General features: G+C 67.3%; 17 protein-coding genes and 1 pseudogene. 5 read left to right on the forward strand and 13 right to left on the reverse strand.

Going from position 1 to position 18,691, the window contains the following annotated elements; translation table 11 throughout:
- Positions 1 to 236: 236 nt before the first annotated feature.
- From EFY87_RS20095 to EFY87_RS16010, 3 genes are all read right to left on the reverse strand, one after another.
- On the reverse strand, positions 237 to 713 hold the full coding sequence (locus tag EFY87_RS20095; RefSeq protein ID WP_148043376.1) for a hypothetical protein: 477 nt from the start codon (positions 711 to 713) through the stop codon (positions 237 to 239).
- A gap of 723 nt (positions 714 to 1,436) precedes the next feature.
- Positions 1,437 to 2,513 carry a C40 family peptidase gene (locus EFY87_RS21205; protein ID WP_158607676.1) on the reverse strand — a complete coding sequence of 359 codons (1,077 nt, stop codon included), beginning with the start codon at positions 2,511 to 2,513 and terminating at the stop codon, positions 1,437 to 1,439.
- A gap of 544 nt (positions 2,514 to 3,057) precedes the next feature.
- Positions 3,058 to 3,834 (reverse strand): C40 family peptidase, encoded by a 777-nt coding sequence (locus EFY87_RS16010; protein ID WP_158607677.1) that lies wholly within the window; start codon positions 3,832 to 3,834, stop codon positions 3,058 to 3,060.
- 426 nt (positions 3,835 to 4,260) lie between these two features.
- Between EFY87_RS16010 and EFY87_RS16015 the strand changes: the two genes are divergently transcribed.
- On the forward strand, positions 4,261 to 5,622 hold the full coding sequence (locus tag EFY87_RS16015) for an MATE family efflux transporter (protein ID WP_245988702.1): 1,362 nt from the start codon (positions 4,261 to 4,263) through the stop codon (positions 5,620 to 5,622).
- Positions 5,623 to 5,918: 296 nt separating this feature from the next.
- On the opposite strand, the gene rplI is transcribed toward EFY87_RS16015, so the two are convergent.
- From rplI to EFY87_RS16045, 6 genes are all read right to left on the reverse strand, one after another.
- On the reverse strand, positions 5,919 to 6,368 hold the full coding sequence (gene rplI / locus EFY87_RS16020) for a 50S ribosomal protein L9 (RefSeq protein ID WP_123272506.1): 450 nt from the start codon (positions 6,366 to 6,368) through the stop codon (positions 5,919 to 5,921).
- 30 nt (positions 6,369 to 6,398) lie between these two features.
- On the reverse strand, positions 6,399 to 6,635 hold the full coding sequence (gene rpsR, locus EFY87_RS16025) for a 30S ribosomal protein S18 (protein ID WP_123272507.1): 237 nt from the start codon (positions 6,633 to 6,635) through the stop codon (positions 6,399 to 6,401).
- A 134-nt stretch (positions 6,636 to 6,769) separates the two neighbouring features.
- Positions 6,770 to 7,360 carry a single-stranded DNA-binding protein gene (locus tag EFY87_RS16030; protein ID WP_123272508.1) on the reverse strand — a complete coding sequence of 197 codons (591 nt, stop codon included), beginning with the start codon at positions 7,358 to 7,360 and terminating at the stop codon, positions 6,770 to 6,772.
- A gap of 31 nt (positions 7,361 to 7,391) precedes the next feature.
- Positions 7,392 to 7,679: a 30S ribosomal protein S6 gene (rpsF, locus tag EFY87_RS16035; RefSeq protein ID WP_123272509.1), complete on the reverse strand. Its 288-nt coding sequence runs from the start codon at positions 7,677 to 7,679 to the stop codon at positions 7,392 to 7,394.
- A 261-nt stretch (positions 7,680 to 7,940) separates the two neighbouring features.
- Positions 7,941 to 9,278, reverse strand: a complete 1,338-nt coding sequence (locus tag EFY87_RS16040; RefSeq protein ID WP_123272510.1) for a glycosyltransferase 87 family protein — start codon at positions 9,276 to 9,278, stop codon at positions 7,941 to 7,943.
- A 52-nt stretch (positions 9,279 to 9,330) separates the two neighbouring features.
- Positions 9,331 to 11,589: a transglycosylase domain-containing protein gene (locus EFY87_RS16045; RefSeq protein WP_158607678.1), complete on the reverse strand. Its 2,259-nt coding sequence runs from the start codon at positions 11,587 to 11,589 to the stop codon at positions 9,331 to 9,333.
- A 145-nt stretch (positions 11,590 to 11,734) separates the two neighbouring features.
- On the opposite strand from EFY87_RS16045, the gene EFY87_RS16050 reads away from it, so the two are divergent.
- Positions 11,735 to 12,391 (forward strand): PadR family transcriptional regulator, encoded by a 657-nt coding sequence (locus tag EFY87_RS16050; RefSeq protein WP_123272512.1) that lies wholly within the window; start codon positions 11,735 to 11,737, stop codon positions 12,389 to 12,391.
- A 3-nt stretch (positions 12,392 to 12,394) separates the two neighbouring features.
- Positions 12,395 to 13,486: an inositol-3-phosphate synthase gene (locus tag EFY87_RS16055; protein ID WP_123272513.1), complete on the forward strand. Its 1,092-nt coding sequence runs from the start codon at positions 12,395 to 12,397 to the stop codon at positions 13,484 to 13,486.
- 116 nt (positions 13,487 to 13,602) lie between these two features.
- Here EFY87_RS16055 and EFY87_RS16060 read toward each other — a convergent pair whose 3' ends face one another.
- Together EFY87_RS16060 and EFY87_RS16070 are read right to left on the reverse strand one after the other, a co-directional pair.
- Entirely contained in the window at positions 13,603 to 14,397 is a 795-nt protein-coding gene (locus EFY87_RS16060) for an SGNH/GDSL hydrolase family protein (protein WP_123272514.1), read from the reverse strand.
- 435 nt (positions 14,398 to 14,832) lie between these two features.
- Positions 14,833 to 15,720: an IS5 family transposase gene (locus EFY87_RS16070; RefSeq protein WP_123272515.1), complete on the reverse strand. Its 888-nt coding sequence runs from the start codon at positions 15,718 to 15,720 to the stop codon at positions 14,833 to 14,835.
- Between the two features lie 116 nt (positions 15,721 to 15,836).
- Between EFY87_RS16070 and EFY87_RS16075 the strand changes: the two are divergent.
- A pseudogene (locus tag EFY87_RS16075) lies at positions 15,837 to 16,067 on the forward strand (RidA family protein); the annotation flags it as partial.
- A 40-nt stretch (positions 16,068 to 16,107) separates the two neighbouring features.
- A complete protein-coding gene (locus tag EFY87_RS16080) occupies positions 16,108 to 16,989 on the forward strand; it encodes an NYN domain-containing protein (RefSeq protein ID WP_123272517.1) in 882 nt (293 codons plus the stop codon).
- Positions 16,990 to 17,158: 169 nt separating this feature from the next.
- Here EFY87_RS16080 and EFY87_RS16085 read toward each other — a convergent pair whose 3' ends face one another.
- Positions 17,159 to 17,905 carry a hypothetical protein gene (locus EFY87_RS16085; protein WP_123272518.1) on the reverse strand — a complete coding sequence of 249 codons (747 nt, stop codon included), beginning with the start codon at positions 17,903 to 17,905 and terminating at the stop codon, positions 17,159 to 17,161.
- A 101-nt stretch (positions 17,906 to 18,006) separates the two neighbouring features.
- Positions 18,007 to 18,672: a TetR/AcrR family transcriptional regulator gene (locus EFY87_RS16090; protein ID WP_123272519.1), complete on the reverse strand. Its 666-nt coding sequence runs from the start codon at positions 18,670 to 18,672 to the stop codon at positions 18,007 to 18,009.
- Positions 18,673 to 18,691: the final 19 nt, after the last annotated feature.

The raw sequence follows: 18,691 nt of genomic DNA on the forward strand, positions 1-18,691 counted from the left end.
CCCACACGACGGCGGCACACTATACTCAAACGGCACCATTCTCACCTCACTCTTACCACCCTCCTCCACAGTGGCCTTACCCTCCTTCGGAAGGTGAGCAGTCTCTTCTTGCGACAGGCCAACCGTTGCGCCGTCTCCCCCGACCTTGCAGTCGTCTCCGCGGCAGGATCCAGCAACAGAATCGACAGTCCGCACAACGGCGAACGGGGTAAACGCACTCACGGGAACCGCAACAATCATGACTCCCCCTGGATCGTCACAACCCGCCACCCGGAGCGCCAGTCCAATCTAAAAATGGATACGCTCTTGAGAACTTCCGGGTATCGTTTGACATTCGAACCGGATGCAGCCACTATGCTTACTGCGGGTTCAGAAGCTTCCACACGAATGAACGTCGCAATCTCAGAATACCCGGTGACATTTGATTTCTTGATCTTGTACTGCGGACCATCAAATCTTTGCTTGTGCGCGACGAAATACTTGATTGTTCCTTCAAAATTGTCGCACGATTTGCAGGACGCCAGCGCAAGTGGTTCAAGAACTCCAACCTTCGGCTCTTGACCCACCGAGTTAATGAGGCCGATGTAGTGCTCAGCAAACGCAATCGCTCCGGCCTTGGTGTGCTGCCTCGCCGGCTCGGGAACACCAGGAGCACCGGCAGCACCGGCTGTGGTGCCGCTCGATGTCGTCGGCAGAGCCGACGATGCGGCCACGCCGCTGCTCGTCGACCCGGACGAGGTGGGGGCAGGCGTCACGCGCACCGCCACCGACGTCGTGGCAGCCGTCGACGCACCCGCAGCCTGGTGTCCCGACCCGCTGCTACACCCCGCCACGCCCCCGACGCTCACCGCGGCCATAACCGCACCGATCACTCGACTCGTGCGCATGATCCGCCCTCCCTGGGTGACGCCTGGGTGTTTGGTGATTATCGACTAACCACGTTGCATGGCACGGGCCGAAACCGTCAAGACTTCGTCAAGAAGTTGTGGACAGCGCCATACCCGCCTCCCTCACATCATCCGCCACCCGGGACACCGACAATCTGTTGTCCACAGGAAGGCAACGGGTGCGCCTCGCTACACCCTCCTCCGCTTCGCTCCCCCGAGCTACTCGGCCAGCAACCAGGTGCGCCTCGCACCCCCGCACTACTCGGCCAGCCAGTCACCGGGTGCCGCTTCGCCGCCAGGAGCCGTACTTGCCAAGTAAGTGTCCACTCGGGCCTGCTGGCCACGACACGGCACTGTCCCGACCGGCACCGGCCCGGCCAGCCATCCCACCGCCGAGTCACCGCCGGTTGACGGTCGAAGCGCTCGCTGACGCTCGAAACGGCCGCTGACGCCGCTGCTGCACCGTCAGCGGCGGTTTCGGCCGTCAACCGCAACGGCCACGGTCACCCGAGGGTGACCGTGGCCGCGCGTGGGACCGGACGCTGGAGGTCAGCGCATGGTGCCGTAACTGGACGGCGTCGTCCAAATAGCCTGCTCCTGCACCACCTGGCCGGGCCTCGGCGCAGCGATCATCATGCCGGGACTGACATAGATGCCGACGTGATAGGCCGGGTAGCCGAAGAAGACCAGGTCACCCGGCTGCGGGTTCCAGGTTGACCGCATGTACGCCTGCTGCGCGCTGGCCGTGCGCGGGATGTAGATGCCCGCCTGCCGGTAGACGTATGACGTGAGCCCCGAACAGTCGAAACCCTGCGACGGGGAGGAGCCGCCCCAGACATACGGGATGCCGAGGTACTTCTCCGCGATCGAGACAACAGCGTTGACGCCCTGGTTATTGGATGGCGGCGGGGTCGGATTGCCGCCGCCACCGGACGTGCCGCACGGGTAACCGCCCAGAGCTGCCCAGGTCAGCGGGCCGATGATGCCATCGACCGAAAGACCCTTGCTGCCCTGGAACGCCTTCACCCGCGCCAGCGTGTCGACGCCGAAGATGCCGTCCGTGGCCAGGCCACCCAGGCGCTGCTGCGCGACCTGGACGTTGGCGCCGGTCGACCCGTAGCGCAGCACCTGCACCGTGCAGGAGGGCGGCGACGGCTTCGGCGGAGTGGGGCTCGTTCCGCCTCCGGGATAGCCGCCGAGAGCGTTCCAGGTGAGTGGACCGATGATGCCGTCCGGCACCAGCCCCTTGCTGCTCTGGAATGCCTTCACCCGCGCCAGCGTCAGGGGACCGAAGATGCCATCCACCTGCAGCCCGCCCAGCCGCTGCTGCGCGACCATCACGAGGCTGCCGGTCGACCCATAACTGAGGTAGGTAACGCCCGCCGTGGCCGCCGTACGTATGCCGCCCGAAGCGGCCGCCGTACGTCCGTGGCCGGCCGCGCCCGCTGACCCAGTGCCCGGGTCAGCGAAGGACGGTGCGGCCTGCACCAGGCTCATTGCGGTCGCGGGGACGCTGAGCAGCGTTCCGCTCACCACGAGCCCCTTGCGGGAGGTGATCGCGGGGGCGACCTTGGCCGAGAGGCCAGGCCGGGGTTTGCGATGTCTAGGAGTAGTAATCGTGGTCATCTGACCCTCTCGGTACTCGTCCGGTCCGGATACACGCGCAGGGGAATGACACGTGTGCCGTGTCATCCCCCGATGTCGCCTTACTCCTTCCCCGAAGAAGGCGCTGCACGAGAAAGCACTATGCCGGGGTGTGAGCGCCTGTGAAAGACGCGAAATCTGAGGGTCTAGCAGCCCGCCGTGGCCTCTGTTGCCTGTGTGACGCATGTGACTTAGAGGTGCAAGAGACCCGCACGTGGAGCATTGTTGCAATTCCAACGATGCCGCAACGAAGAGCCGCCGCAAATAACAGCACTGCCATTCACTGCGTTCGAACGACACGCCGAATTGAAATCTTTACCAAGAAATCTCACGATGCGAGACGACAGGGGCCGCCGGTTGTGGCCCGACTCGGGCGGCCGACCAGGACGGGCGTCCACCATCGCCAGGTCGGGTCGTCCGGCCCGGCACCAGCCGCCGGCCGCCATACCCCACGGAGCACCCCCCTGGACGCACATGAGCCCTCGTCGACGCGAGGTCGACGAGGGCTCCTGCCCGGGCGGCACGCTCAGATGCGGCCGAAGTAGTGGATGCCCCAGAGGTTCTGCACGCCGACGACGGTGCCGGGGTGCCGCGCAGCGACGATCTTGCCGCCGCCGATGTAGATCGCCACGTGGTATGCCGGGTAGCCCCAGAACACCAGGTCGCCAGGCTTCGGCGAGGACACCCGGGTCGAGCGCGCCGCCTGCGCGGACGCGGTGCGCGGGATGCTGATGCCCGCGCGGCGATAGACGTAGGACGTGAAGCCCGAGCAGTCGAAGCCCGAGGGCGATGCGCCACCGTAGACGTAGGGGACCCCGCGCAGGCCCATCGCGATGCTGACGATCCTGGATTGCGACTTCTTGGGAGTCGGCGTCGGGGCCGGCGTGGCTGCCGGGTAGCCGCCCAGGGCGGTCCAGGTGGCGCGTCCGACGATGCCGTCGACTGCCAGGTGGTGCGAACGCTGGAAGGACCAGACCTTCGAGCGAGTCTTTGATCCGAAGATCCCGTCGGTGGTCAGCCCGCCGAGCTTCTTCTGGAGCACCTTCACGGCAGCCCCGGTCGAGCCGTAGCGAAGGGTCGGCCCGACGCGAACCGAGGTGGCCAGCGTGCCGACCGCGGCGACGTGGCCGACAGTGGCGTGAACAGCAGCAGGAACAGCCGAGCCGGGGGCAGCCGACGCGCTCTCCATGCCGGCCACCGGAACGACCACCGCTCCAGCAGCTGCGACAGCAGCGCCGCGGCGTCCGAGTTTGCTCAGAACTTTCGACTCACGCTGCAGATGGCGCGGGGAGTACGAACCCATGAATCCAGGGACCCTTCGATGACGGAACTGCTCTGATACATGCGAGCCGGGCGACGTTGCCCCGGGGCGTGACCGCCCCACCTGCTCCTGTGCGTCCGACTCCCCGATCGCCGGTGGCACGGTCATCGACTATGGCCTACCCGCGCGCCGCACCAAAGTTGATCCAGCAAATCTGTGGACAACCGCTTCTGGACCTGTGCGTGCGGTCGTGTCCTCGCGATCATCACGTCCCCGTAATCATTCCGTGATAATCCGCGGAATGCCGCGGAATGCCGGGTCTCGCGGCCAGCATTCGGAACCCGTGACATTGCCCATTCGCCGCATCCAAATATTGAGATTCATATGTCTCATCATACGAGACATAGGGCGGTCGTGGCAACCCCTACCCGTCTGATGCGTCGAGACAACCCGCCCTACTCTGAGCGGGTGCCCGTCACTCCCGCCACATCCGGCCCGGCGACCCCCCGCGCGGTCCACCGGCAGATCCTCGCCCTCGCCATACCCGCTTTCCTGGCGCTCGTCGCCGAGCCGCTCTTCCTGCTCGGCGACTCCGCGATCGTCGGGCACCTGGGCACCGACCAGCTCGCGGGGCTCGGTGTCGCAAGCGCGGCGCTACTCACCGCCGCCAACATCTACGTCTTCCTCGCCTACGGCACCACGGCACTGGTCGCGCGCCGCCTCGGTGCCGGCGAGGACTCGGCCGCCATCGCCGCGGGAGTGGACGGCATCTGGCTTTCGGCCGTGCTCGGTGCCGCGACCACCATGCTCGTCACGCTCCTCGCCGCACCCATCTGCGACCTCTTCGGCGCGTCCGCTGCCGTCGCGGACCAGGCGATCACCTACCTGCGGATCAGCGCGTTCGGCATACCCGGAATGCTCGCCATCCTCGCCGCGACCGGAGTCCTGCGCGGCTTCCAGGACACCCGCACACCGCTGATCGGCGCCACCGCCGGCTTCGGCGTCAACCTGCTGCTCAACATCATCCTGGTGTATGGCGCGGGCCTGGGCATCGCCGGCTCCGCGCTCGGGACCGTGATCGCCCAGACCGGCCTCGCCGCCGGGCTGCTGACCGTGGTGCTGCGCCGCGCTCACCGTCTCGGCACCAGCCTGCGCCCGCACCCCGGCCGGGTGCTTGCCGCTGCTCGGTTTGGTATGCCGCTGCTGGTGCGCACCCTCGCGTTGCGGGCCGCCATGCTGGCCACCACCTGGGTCGCGACCGAACTCGGCGACGTGCCCCTTGCCGCCCACCAGGTCGCGCTGACCATCTTCGGCTTCCTCGCTTTCGCCCTCGATGCGCTCGCGATCGCGGCGCAGGCGATCACCGGGCACACGCTCGGCGCACGCGACGTCCCCGGCACCCGTGCAGCAACACGGCTGATGCTGTGGTGGGGCTGGTGGATGGGCGTGGTGCTCGGGCTGCTGCTGGCGGCGAGCCACTCCGTGCTGCCGGTGCTGTTCACCGCGGACAGCGACGTGCGTCGTGCGCTCGCGACGGCGTTGCTCGTCATGGCCGTCGGCCAGCCTGTTGCCGGACTGGTCTTCGTGCTGGACGGGGTGCTCATCGGGGCCGGAGACGGCACGGCGCTCGCCTGGCTGCAGGTCGTGGTGCTCGCGGCATACCTGCCCGTGCTGTGGGTCGTGCACCTGCACGCCGGTCCGCTGCGTGCCACGGGCGCCACCCACGCGCTCGCGGTGCTGTGGTGGACGTTCAACGGGTTCATGGTGTTTCGGCTGGTCGCGCTGTCCCTGCGGGCCCGCACTGACCGCTGGATGGTGACGGGAGCCTGAGCCGCGGCCGCCGCGTCGGAAACCGGCGACCGTTGCTGGAAACGCACGGATTTCGGGTGCGGGGCCGGCGCGGTTTCGCGTCCCTAACCCTCGACGGTCGAGCCTTCGGGACGGGATCGGCGCCATCTCGCGTCCCTAACCCTCGACGGTCGAGCCTTCGGGACAGGATCGCCGCCGAAGCCCCGCGCTCGACCGGCGACTGTTACCTGATACACCCGGGACCAGACCGCCATACATGCCACGAGCCGGCCACCCCCATCGGGGGCGACCGGCTCGCAGCTGAACTCAGGCGTTCGTCACTTCGCGGCGACGACCGCCAGCTTCACGGTTGCCTGCACCTCGGGGTGCAGCTTCACGCTGACCTCGTGGCTACCGACGTTGCGGATCGGCTGCGCAACCTGCACGGTCCGCCGGTCGATCTCGCCGGCGCCGGAAGCCTTAACCGCGTCGGCGATCTCGGCGGTGGTGACGGCGCCGAAAAGCCGGCCGCTCTCACCGGCGCGCGCCGCGAGGGTCACGACCGAGGCTTCGAGGTTGCCCTTGAGCGACTTGGCGTGCTCCAGCGACTGCACCGCGCGGGTAGCGCGGGCCTTGGTGATCGCGTCGACCTGCTTCTGGCCGCCCTTGGTCCACGGCGTCGCCAGCTTGCGCGGCAGGAGGTAGTTGCGGGCGTAGCCGTCCTTGACCTCGACCACGTCACCGGGCGCGCCGAGACCGGCGACCTCGTGCGTCAGGATGATCTTCATAACTGTCTTCTTTCAGCGATTCGGCGGATCTCAGCGCGCGGAGCTCGAGTAGGGCAGCAGAGCCATCTCGCGGGCGTTCTTGACCGCGGTGGCAATCAGGCGCTGCTCCTGGACGGAGACGCCAGTGACCCGACGGGCGCGGATCTTGCCACGGTCGCTGATGAACTTGCGCAGCAGCGCGACGTCCTTGTAGTCGATCGTCTCGACCTTGGCCAGCTTCAGCGGGTTGGCCTTCTTCTTGGGCTTGCGAATGACGGGCTTAGCCATCGTGGTGCTCTCCTTCGTTGTCCGAGAGCCCGAGCCTTCACTCGGGATGGGTTGTTCTGCGAATGTATGACGCACCCGGCCCTTCGATACGGCCACGGCTAACGCCTCGGCCTACTCAGGTGCCCCGGGACGTCCTAGAAAGGGGGCTCGTCGTATGACGGGCCGGTGCTCCAGCCGCCCTGGCCACCATCGGACTGCGGAGCCTGCTGGCCCCCGCCCTGCCGGCCGCCCTGGCCACCGCCACCGGTCGCCCACGGGTCGGACTGCTGTCCGCCGCCGTAGCCACCACCGGAGTTGCCGTTGCCGAAGCCGCCGCCCTGCTGGCCGCCGCCGAAACCGCCCTGACCGCTGCCACGCTGGGTCTTGTTGACCTTCGCGGTGGCATAGCGCAGGGACGGGCCGACCTCGTCGACCTCCAGCTCCATGGTGGTGCGCTTCTGGCCGGTCTCCTTGTCGTCCCACGAGCGGGACTTCAGGCGACCGGACACGATCACACGCGACCCGCGAACCAGCGACTCGGCGACGTTCTCCGCCGCCTCCCGCCAGATCGAGCAGCGCATGAAGAGCGTCTCGCCGTCCTTCCACTCGTTGGTCTGCCGGTCCATGTAGCGCGGCGTCGACGCAACGGTGAAGTTGGCCACAGCCGCCCCTGACGGGGTGAACCGCAGCTCCGGGTCCTGGGTCAGGTTGCCGATCACAGTGATCGGGATGTCGCCAGCGGCCATGTCTGAGCTCCCTCGGGTGTTGGTGCGAGTCTCAGGCGTCCACGCGCAGCAGCTTGGTGCGCATGATCTGCTCGTTGAGCGACAGCTGGCGGTCGAGCTCCTTGGCGGTAGCCGACTCGGCGGTCATCGTCACAACGGCGTAGATGCCCTCGGACTTCTTCTTGATGTCGTAGGCAAGACGGCGACGACCCCAGATGTCGGTGTTGTCGATCTTGCCGCCTTCGGCGGTCACGACCTTGAGCAACTTGTCCAACGTGGGCTGGACGGTGCGCTCGTCGAGCTCGGGGTCGATGATGATCATCAATTCGTACTGACGCATGCGTTAACCCACCTCCTTCGGTCTCAAGCGGTCACGGTCTCTCCGTGACAGGAGGGTTGCAGCGTGGCCCGCACCCCGGTCGCACCGCTTGCGGTGTTTTCGGAGAGTATGCCGCCCGGCACCGACAACGTCGGGCGAGCAGCCTCGGGCCGGGAGCGAGTTTATCCGCGAACGACGCCCAGGCGTTAATCGAGCGCCCACCCACTGACGGCCCCCCGCCGAGCGACGGCGCAATCACGGCGTCACTCGCCGGGGAAGCCGTCATTCGCGAGAAGAGAGTGCTGCCGCCGCCCCTGTCGCAACAGCCGGTTCGCTGTAGGCCTCGACGGGATCCTCCGGCAGGTCCCGCGCGGACTCCCACGACGCCCACGCGACGCCGACATACGCGATCGCCCGGATCAGCACGAAGAAGCTGTATGCCGCGCCCGGCATCGCCTTTGCCGGGTTGGTCGGACTGGCGATATACATCCAGGTCATCACGAAGTAGGCGATCTCCGCGCCGGCCCACATCAGGTGATCCCGCCACCGCATCGCGGACAGCGCCAGCAGCGGGAGCACCCACACGCAGGTCTGCACCGACATCGACTTGCCGGTGAGCAGCACGATCACCAGCATGGTCAGCGCCAGCGGCGCGACCTGGGTGCGTTCGGCCGGGCGGCCGGACAGGTAGAGGCCGAGCAGCACGGCGATGGCCCAGCCCAGGATCGCGACGACGGACGCCGAGATCGCCGGCAGCGGGTGCCCGGCGACGCTGAGCAGGTAGGACAGCGAACCGTATCCGGGTGCTTGGTGCCACCACATCCGGTAGGGATCCAGCGGATCACCACCCAGCAGATACGCCAACCCGAGACAGACCACGACGGCGGCAGCCACACCGGCCAGCATCCGCACGAGCGCTTCCTGTGCCCGGTCACGCAGCGCAACCATCGCGATCGCGGCAATGATCACCAGCGGGTAGGTGCGGGACATCACGGCAGCACCGAGCAGGACACCTGCGGCAAGGGGCTGCTTGCGGGCCCACAACGCCATACCCACGGTGGCCAGCGCGACTCCGAGGACGTCGAACGACACCAGCGCAGCCGTGATCAGCACCGGGCTGAGCGCGACGTGGGCCGCGAGCCACGGCGTCGAGCGTGCCATCGAAGCAGTCGCGACCGTGCTGAGTGCGATCAGCAGCACGATGATCACGGCGCCCAGTGCGAAGTAGATCCGCTGTGCTGCGAGGCCGCCACCGGTGGGGGTGAACTGCTGCACCACCCAGGTCAGCATCGCGGTGAGCACCGGCTGGCTGTGCCCGGCGCCGCCCACAGACCACGGCGTCCCACCGTGCGAGCCGGTGGCAGCAACCGGCAGATCGGAGTAGCACGCGCGCCACAGTGCGCCCGGCGATCCCCAGCCGTCCTCGACGCAGTGCCCCTTCTGCGCGACATCCAGGGCGACCAGCACCGACGCGGCCGCGGAGAGCAGGGCCGCGACATACGTCCACCCGCGCCGGCCGATCGCCGCGAACCGGCCGACCGGTCCGCCGATGATCTCGGTCGCGAGCGCGGCAGGCTCTTCCCCTTGGCTGGGCGCGGTCAAGCGAGTGGTCGCGTGCACGGACGCGAGCCTAACCCTCGATGCTGCGCCACGGGCAAGGACCGCGCACGGGTCACGGGGTGCGCTGCGGCTCCGCAGACGACGCCTGCTCGCCGGGATTGGCCGTCGGCGGCTTCACGGGGTTCGTCGGCCGAGTGGGGGCCGGCGTCGACGTGTGGCTCGGCGGCTCGGTCGTGGGAGTCGTGCTGGAGGGCGACGAGGAGGACGATGACGAACTGCTCGTCGACGAACTAGACGGCGTGCCGGACCGGGTGCTCGACGGCGTGGTGCTCGTCGGGGCCGGCTGCGTGGTGGACGACGAAGCCGGGGTGTAGGTCGTGCTGGACTTCACCTGGGTGGTCTGTGGTAGCTGAGCGACCGGCTGGCCCTTCAGCGCGGCATTCATGAAATCCAGCCAGATGGTGGCCGGCACGTCGCCCCCGTAGAACGAGGAGTTGTGCGTGGCCTTGTCCAGGCCGATGGTGCCGTTCCCGGCATACATGCCAACCGAGACCGTCAGCTGGTTCGGGGTGAACCCAGTGAACCACGCGGAGAGGTAATTGCTCGAGGTGCCGGTCTTGCCGGCGGCCGGGCGCGAGAACTGGCCGGCGGTCGAATAGGCGGTCCCTTCGGGGTCCCGCAGCGGGCCGGTCATCCCATTGACCAGATTGGCCGCGATGTCCTTCGGCAGCGCCCGGGTGGTGGCGGGGTGCGCGGTGTAGCCGTAGTCCCCGACGACGCTGGTGACCTTGCGAATGAAGTACGGATCGGCCTTCTTTCCCTCCGCGCTGATCGTGTTGTACGCGTTGGCCATGTCGATCACGTGCACCGCCGCATAGCCGAGTACGTCGGTGGCCGACGGGTCGTTCATGCTCGACGCGTTGGCCGGTATGCCGAGCTGCTGTGCCGCCGCCAGGGTCTTGCCGGTGCCGAGCGCCTGGTTCAGCCGTACGAAAGCCGTGTTGGACGACACCGCGAAGGCCCGCTGCAACGTCAGCGACCCGAACTGTTCCCCGTTGTCGTTGGAGATCTTCGTGGGCTTGGCGCTGTTCGGATTGAGGATCAGCGGGGACGCACCACTGAACTGCGTCTGCATCGTCATCCCGTCCTGTAGCGCCGCCGCCAGCGCGAATGCCTTGAAACTCGACCCGCCTTGCAACGCGGCGCTGGTCGTCGCACTCGCCTCCTTGGCGATGTCGGTGCCGCCATACATCGCCACGATCGCACCGTCCGGCTGCTCGGCGATCAGGCCCGTGCGCAGCGCGTCCAGTCGCGCGGTCTGACTCGACACGTTTGCCTCGACCGCGGACACGGCCGCTTGCTGCGAGCTCTTGTTGATGGTGGTCGTGATGCGCAGGCCACCACGGTCGATGTCCTCGGGCGTCAGCTTCAGCTTGGACTGCAGCTCGCTGCGGACTGCCGCGACGATGTAGCCGTTCGGTCCGGTGACGACGCCGGCGTTGGGGTTGTAGGTCTTGAAGGTCGGCATCTGCTGCTTGTCGCGCTCGGCCTGCGTCATCCAGTGTTCCTTGACCATGCCGTCCAGCACGTAGGCCATCCGCGCGTTCGCGCGCGCCTTCGCGGCCGCGCCGTACTGCGGGTCGTAGAGGCCCGGCGCGTTGATCACCGAGGCGAGGAACGCACCCTGGCTGGGGTTGACGTCCTCGATGTCGACACCGAAGTAGGCCTGGGAGGCGGCCTGTATGCCGTAGGCGCCCCGGCCGAAGTAGATGTTGTTCAGGTAGTCCTGCAAGATCTCGTTCTTGGAGTATTTCTGGTCGATCTTCAGCGCGATCATGATCTCTTTGACCTTGCGCTTGACCGACCGGTCCTGGGTGAGGAAGTAGTTCTTGACGTATTGCTGGGTGATGGTCGAGCCGCCCTGCTCCTCACCGCCGGACAGGGTGCTCCAGGCCGCGCGCAGGGTGCCGCTCACCGACACGCCCGGCTCCTTGTAGAAGTTGCGGTCCTCCGCGGCGAGGAACTCCCGCTGCACCGTGAGCGGCACCTGGGAGAGCTTCACATCCTGCCGGTTGACGGTGCTGAATCGCCCGATCGGGGTCTTGCCATCGCTGTAGTAGACGATCGACAACTGCTTGCCGGCGTCGGCCTGCGGCTGCGGGATCGACGTGCGCAGGTAGATGACCACCAATGCCACGAAGCAGATCACGCCGAGCCCCACGAAGCCCAGCACCGTGCGCCAGAACACCTTGAAGAACAAGCCGTGTTCCTTCTTGCGCCGCTTGCCCGGGCGACCTGAGTTGCGGGTCCGCCTTGTCATACCGCCGCGACTCGCCCCGCCCCGCGAAGGCACATCTCGCTCATCCGTCACCGATGCAGCGTAACCGGCGACCTGGTGAACCCCGGAATCTTTCGCTGCCGACACGCTATGCATGGCGGATGTATCGAACCGATACATCAGATGAGGTATGCTCACGGCAACAGCCAGGTGAACACCGAGACACGAGGAGGCTCGCATGTCACGACGCGGCGCCATTCTCGAGCTCGCGATCCTGGGCTTGCTGCACGACCAGCCGTTGCACGGATACGAACTGCGCAAGCAGCTGTCCGGTGTGCTCGGTGCGTTCCGTGCGGTGTCGTTCGGCTCGCTCTACCCCGCGCTGCGCGGCCTGGTCGAACGCGGCTGGATCACCGAGCGCCACGCGTCCGATGACGCAGGACCGGCGGGACTGGCCGGCAAGCGCAGCAAGATCACCTACGAGCTGACCGCGGAGGGCAAGGAGCAGTTTCAGACGCTCATGGCCCAGACCGGACCGGCGTCGTGGGAGGACGAGAACTTCGACGTCCACTTCGCCTTCTTCGGCCGGGCGTCCAGCGATGTGCGCCTGCGCATCCTGGAAGGCCGTCGCAGTCGGCTGGAAGAGCGCCTGGACGCCTCGCGGGAGCAGTCCCGCCAGCGCCGCGAGCGCACCGACAAGTACACCGCCGAGCTGCATCGCCACGGCCTCGAGTCGACCGAGCGTGAAGTTCGGTGGCTCAGCGAGCTGATCGAGACCGAACGTTCGGCATACCGCACCACCAACCCCGGCACGACGGCACCCGCCGCTCAGCCGGTCGATGGGGATGTTCCGGAGCAACCCTCCGACCCCAGCGAAAGATCCGACAAGGAGTAGGAAATGGGTTCCATTCGCGTCGCCATCGTCGGCGTCGGCAACTGCGCGAGCTCGCTCGTGCAAGGCGTTGAGTACTACAAGGATGCTCCGGCCGACAGCACCGTGCCCGGCCTGATGCACGTCACGTTCGGCGAGTACCACGTCCGCGACGTCGAGTTCGTCGCCGCGTTCGACGTGGACGCCAAGAAGGTCGGCTTCGACCTCGCGGAGGCGATCAACGCCTCGGAGAACTGCACCATCAAGATTGCCGACGTCCCGCCGACCGGCGTGATCGTGCAGCGCGGCACCACCCTCGACGGCATCGGCAAGTACTACGCCGAGACAATCACCGAGTCCGACAGCGACCCGGTCGACGTCGTGCAGGCGCTCAAGAACGCCCAGGTCGACGTACTCGTCTCCTACCTGCCGGTCGGCTCCGAGCAGGCCGACAAGTTCTACGCCCAGTGCGCCATCGACGCGGGCGTCGCTTTCGTCAACGCCCTGCCGGTCTTCATCGCCTCCGACCCCGAGTGGGCCAAGAAGTTCGAGGACGCGGGCGTGCCGATCATCGGCGACGACATCAAGAGCCAGGTCGGCGCCACCATCACCCACCGCGTCATGTCCAAGCTGTTCGAGGACCGCGGCGTCACGCTGGACCGCACCTACCAGCTGAACGTCGGCGGCAACATGGACTTCAAGAACATGCTCGAGCGCGAGCGCCTGGAGTCCAAGAAGGTCTCCAAGACCCAGGCCGTCACCTCCAACCTCACCGGCCCGCTCTCCGGCAAGGTGCACGACCGCAACGTGCACATCGGCCCGTCGGACTACGTCGCCTGGCTGGACGACCGCAAGTGGGCCTACGTGCGCCTCGAGGGCCGCGCGTTCGGTGACGTCCCGCTGAACCTGGAGTACAAGCTCGAGGTCTGGGACTCCCCCAACTCCGCCGGCATCATCATCGACGCCATCCGCGCCGCGAAGATCGGCAAGGACCGCGGCATCGGCGGCCCCCTGCTCTCCCCGGCCGCCTACCTGATGAAGTCCCCGCCGGAACAGCGCGAGGACACCGAGGGTCGTGCCAAGGTCGAGGCGTTCATCGCCGGCGACGTCGAGCGATGAGCTCACCGCGCTGATCTGATCGAGCGGACCCCTTCCGCATCGAGCGGACCCGCAATCCACGCCGGATTGTGGGTCCGCTCGTTCGGTCTCGGGTCCCCTCGATCGGGGCCGGGCGGTCAGGCGTTGGCGGCGAAGACCGGGAGGTAGCCGTCGGCGTGGCCCTCGGCGGTCGGGTGGTAGGACTCGTCGATGTCGAGCACGTTCACCGAATGCAGCCAGCGATCGCTGTCGCAGATCTCGTGACCGCTGAAGGCGGAGCGCACGTCGGCATACGTGAAACCGGCCTGGTTCGCGGCGGTCTGGATAATCGAGTCGAGCAGGTCAATGCCACCGTCGATGGCTGTGCGGGACTTCTGGCTGAGGCCGACGCAGTCATTGCCCAGGTCGTAGAAGTCGGGATATCCCATCACCACGACCTGCGCGTTCGGGGCGTCGGCGCTGATGTCGCCATACACGGCCGCGAGCTTGCCGGGCAGGTTCGCCCGGGCATCGGCCTCGGCGGCGTCGATCTCGCTGACGCAAGTGCTGGTCCCGTCCAGGATGCAGTCCTGCATGATGCCGCTGAAGTTCTCGTCGTTGCCTCCGACGGTGATGCTCACCAGCGTGGTGCTGCTGGACAGGGCGGACAGCTGGTTGGCGATGACGTCGGTCGTCTTGGCGCCCGAGCAGGCGACTGAGGTGTATGACGCGGGGTCGTGCTGCGCCGCCCACAACGCGGAGTAGGCGTTCGGGCTGCGATCGCACGACCCGCTGCTGCGGATGTAGTCGCCCGCGCCGACGCCCGAGGAGTAGGAGTCGCCGAGCGCGACATAGTTGACCGCCGACGCGTGCGCGCTGAGGGCAGGGACGAGGCTGAGCGCCAGTGCGGTTGCTCCGACGCCGGCTTTGAGGGCGAGCGAACCACGAGACATGTGTGGACTCCTTTGGGGGTATGGCGAGGGGTGGGCCATCTCGCATTGAAGCGCTCGGCGGCCCGGCGCCGGTGGGTATCGGACTCCCAGGTTCCGCACTTGACCGAATCTTGCCGGAGAGTTTGCGCAGGTGTGACCGTTCCAAGGCGAATCCCTTACGGATGGGGCAGATTCGGCACCTGGCGGCTGGCTGCCCGATGCCCGGGCGGCCGAATATCCGGTGGTGTCCGGACGAGGTGGCACCTACGCTCCACTCATGTCGTCGACGGTGCAGCTGATCCGATGCGCGCAGCTCGCTCCCGCGCCGTACGCCTATGCCGCGAGCGCGCCGCCCGGTGCACGCCTGATCCACTTGGCCGGAGCCTGTCCGCTGCGTGCCGATGGCTCGACCGCTGCGGTCGGAGATGTTGCCGGCCAGACGCGGATTAGGGCCTGTTATGAAAGTCGTCGGAGCCAGTGATCGATGACGGTGACGCGGACGGTGGCGGCGTAGCGGACGGCGAGTTTGTCGTATCGGGTGGCGAATGCCCGATGGTGCTTGAGGATGTTGATGCCGCACTCGACGGCGTGGCGGTCTTTGTACTTGGCCTTGTCGAATGCCGGTGGTCTGCCGCCGCGGGCTCCTTTGCGGCGCCGGTGGCCGGCTTGATCATCAGGCACCGGGATGGTGGCTCGGATGTGATGGCCGGCCAGCCAGGACCGGTTGGCACGGGAGGAGTACGCCTTGTCGGCCAGTACCCAGTCGGGGCGCGTCCGCGGACGCCCGCACCCGGGCCGGGGCACCCGGATCTGGTTCAGCACGGTGATCATCTGCGGACTGTCCCCGTGTTGGCCGGGAGTCAGCACGAACGCCATCACGCCACGATGCCGATCGATCGCCACGTGCGTCTTGGTCGACCAGCCTCCCCGGGACGTGCCCAAACAGTGGTGATCCGGTTCTCCCGCAACACGTTTCGGGCTGTCCCGGCGGGCGCCGGCGGCATGCACGTGCGCCCGAGCAGTGGTGGAGTCCACACTGACCTGCCAGGACAGCTTGTTGGCCTGCTCGGCTTGCTGCAACAGCGCGGTCTCGATGCGCTCCCACACGCCCAGCAGTTGCCAGCACGCGAACAGCGCGTAGACCCGCCACCACGGCCCGTACGAATCGGGCACGTCCCGCCAGGGGCAGCCGACCCGAGTCCGGTACCGAACGCCGTTTACCAGTGCTCGCAGCGGGTACGCGCGTGGGCGACCCCGACGGGGCGCTGCCGGTAACAGCGGCTGCAGCACCTGCCACTGCGCATTGGTCAGGTCATGACGTGCTGTTGCGTTTATGGTGGACACGAGGCCTCCCGCAGTGGCGGATTTGCTTTGACACCAACCGCGTTACTCGGGAGGCCTCACCTCATGCGTGAAGACACGCCGACACCACACCAACCACTTTCGTAACAGGCCCTAGCCTGGAAAACCTCACGATCGCGTTGTCGGCCGCCGGAGCCACCCTCACCGATGTGCTCAGCACACGAGTGCTGGTGGCGAGTCGGGATCGGGCCGATCTGGTTTCCGCCTGGGACATTGTCGCGGCGCGGTTCGGAGTGCACGCTGTACCCAGCACTCTCGTGGGCGTCACCGTGCTCGGCTATCCCGGCCAGTTGGTGGAGATCGAAGCCGTCGCGGCCGTGACGGACTGACCGGCGGCACATCCGGCAGGCGGCGCACTAGGGTCGGCCCATGAGTGGCGAACGGGTCGCGGTCTACATCGATTTCGACAACGTGGTGATCTCCCGGTATGACGCCGTGCACGGGTCCGGGCGCTGGCGCAAGGACGACGCGCGGCAGCACGCACCGGGCGAGCCCGACAGCGACGTGTCGCGCCGCCTCGCTGAGGCCGAGGTCGACCTCGGCGCCATCGTCGACTACGCGTCGTCCTTCGGCACCGTCGCGTTGACGCGGGCGTATGCCGACTGGTCGGTGCCGGCGAACGCGGCATACAAACAGCAGTTGATCGACCGGGCCGTCGACCTCGTGCAGCTCTTCGCGACGTCGGGCACCAAGAACGGTGCCGACATACGGCTGTCGATCGACGCGGTCGACGATCTCTTCCAGCACGCCGACCTCACGCACGTCGTGATCGTCGCCGGCGACTCCGACTACATCGCGCTCGCCCAGCGGTGCAAGCAACTGGGCCGGTTCGTGGTCGGCATCGGCGTGACCGGCTCGACCAGCCGGGCCCTCGTCGCGGCATGCGACGACTTCAGTTCGTATGGCGACCTGCCCGGTGTCGCGGACGCCACGCCTCCGGCCGAGGCGCCGCCAGCTGCCGAAAAGGCCATGCCGACAACGAAATCCGCGCCCGGTCGCAAGTCAGCCAAGAACAGCAGGCAGGCCCAGGCGACCGCGTTGCTACTGCGCGCCGCCCGGATCGGCGCCGAGAAGAGCGACGACGGCTGGCAGCACTCCTCCAGCCTGAAGAGCCAGATGCAGCGGCTGGATTCGACGTTCAAGGAGAAGTCGCTCGGGTTCTCCTCGTTCCGGGCGTTCGTGGAGAGCCACGACGACATCGTGGAGACCAAGCTGCTCGACAACGGGCAGTTGGCCGTACGGCTGCGGTAGCCGGATCGGACGCGCCGGCCGGGTCCGCGAGTGGGCAGTAGACGCTGCGAGCGCGCAGCTCTCAAGACAACTACTGCACACTCGGTGGGCTGGAGCGGGCGAAACGGGCGGCAGCATACGTATGGCGCGACACCCCCGAAGCTGTCGCGCCATACGTCTTCCGCGTCGCTCAGATGGTGAGCTCCGAATCCCCGCGACCGAACTTCTCGGTCAGGAAGCGGTGGTTGGCCAGCAACTCGTCGCTGCCGAGCCGCGAGGCGCGGTGCAACTGCGCATCGACCTGCGCGAGCAGCAGATCCAGCTGCTCGACGACGAGCTGGTGACCGGTCTTGCCGTCGAGGACCTCGGTGGTGTCCTCGGTGCCGGGCGCGAGGGCCAGGTAGGAGCGCAGCGCCTGCGGGCCGAAGTCGCTCTGGATTTGCTCGACCTCGAAGACCTGATCGGCCGGTGCGCCGTGCTCACGCAGGTAGATCAGCGTGCTGGTGCACTCGCGATCGAGCCGTTGCGCGCGTTCACGGATGTCGGCCGGGATGCGGGCAGTTGCGGCGAGCCCGGCCAACGTGGGTGCCGCATCGTGCTTGGCCAGGTCGACCCCGTCAGCGTGCTGCGAACGTGAGCCGTGCGACTGCTCCCAGCGGGCACGATGCCGCTCGAAGTGTTCCTGGTGACGTTCCCAGTGTTCCTGATGACGCCGAGCATGCTCTTGGCGACGCTCCCACTGCTCCTGCCGGCGCTGCGCAAGCTGCTCGCGCCGGTCGCTCTTGCTGCGGCACCCACCGAATCCGAGGCCGCCGCCGATGAAGATCGTCACCAGCACCATCGGTATGACGAGCCAGTGTCCGACGACGCCGACCATGACCCAGCCCAGCGGGATGAGCAGCCACAGCTGCGGGCGATGCATCCGTACCGGTGCCATTGCGAGCGCTCCTTCTCGACAGTTCGCGTGATTACTCCCACCGTAAGGAGACCAACGCGCTCGCACCTGTGCCGAATGTCATGACTGACCCCCGCGCCGGCTCACGGGTGCCCGGGGGCGCCGAAGCGCAGGCCGTCGTAGATGAGGTCGACCACGGCCAGGGAGGTCTCCTGCCCTTCGGGGGTGCCCGAGGCCAGGCACACCCCGCCGAGGCCGCGCACCAGCTCGGCCGGATTGGCGTCGGCGCGGACAACTCCGGCATCGATGGCGGGCTGCAACACTCGGGCCGCAGATTCGCGCATGACGCGTCGCGCGGATTCGAAGGTCTCCGGGTCGCCCTGGGTCATCGACCGCAGCAAGTTGATCAATCCCATCTTGACGGCGTAGTACTCGACGAACCCGCGCATCCACTCGTGCAGCGCCTCGCCGGGCTCCAGCTCCTGGGGCAGGTCGTAGGAGCGTTGCTCCAGGCCCGCGACCTGGTCGCCATACACGGCGAGCACCAGGTCGCAGCGGGTCGGGAAGTGCCGGTAGAGCGTGCCAATGCCGACACCTGCTCGTTTGGCGATTTCGTCCAGCGGGGTGTCGACGTCATCCGTGAACGCGGTGGTGGCGACGTCGATCAGCTTCTGGCGATTCCGTGCGGCATCGGCCCGCAGCGGCTTGCCGCACACAGCCGAATCCGCATCATTCGCAGCGGTTTTCGTCTTGGCGACAGCAGTCTCCGCAGACACCTCCGGCTTCGTCGCCGCGCTGCTCCGGGCCATCGTCCACACACCTCACGGC

It is taken from the genome of Flexivirga caeni (genome assembly GCF_003724155.1).
GTDB lineage: Bacteria > Actinomycetota > Actinomycetes > Actinomycetales > Dermatophilaceae > Flexivirga > Flexivirga caeni.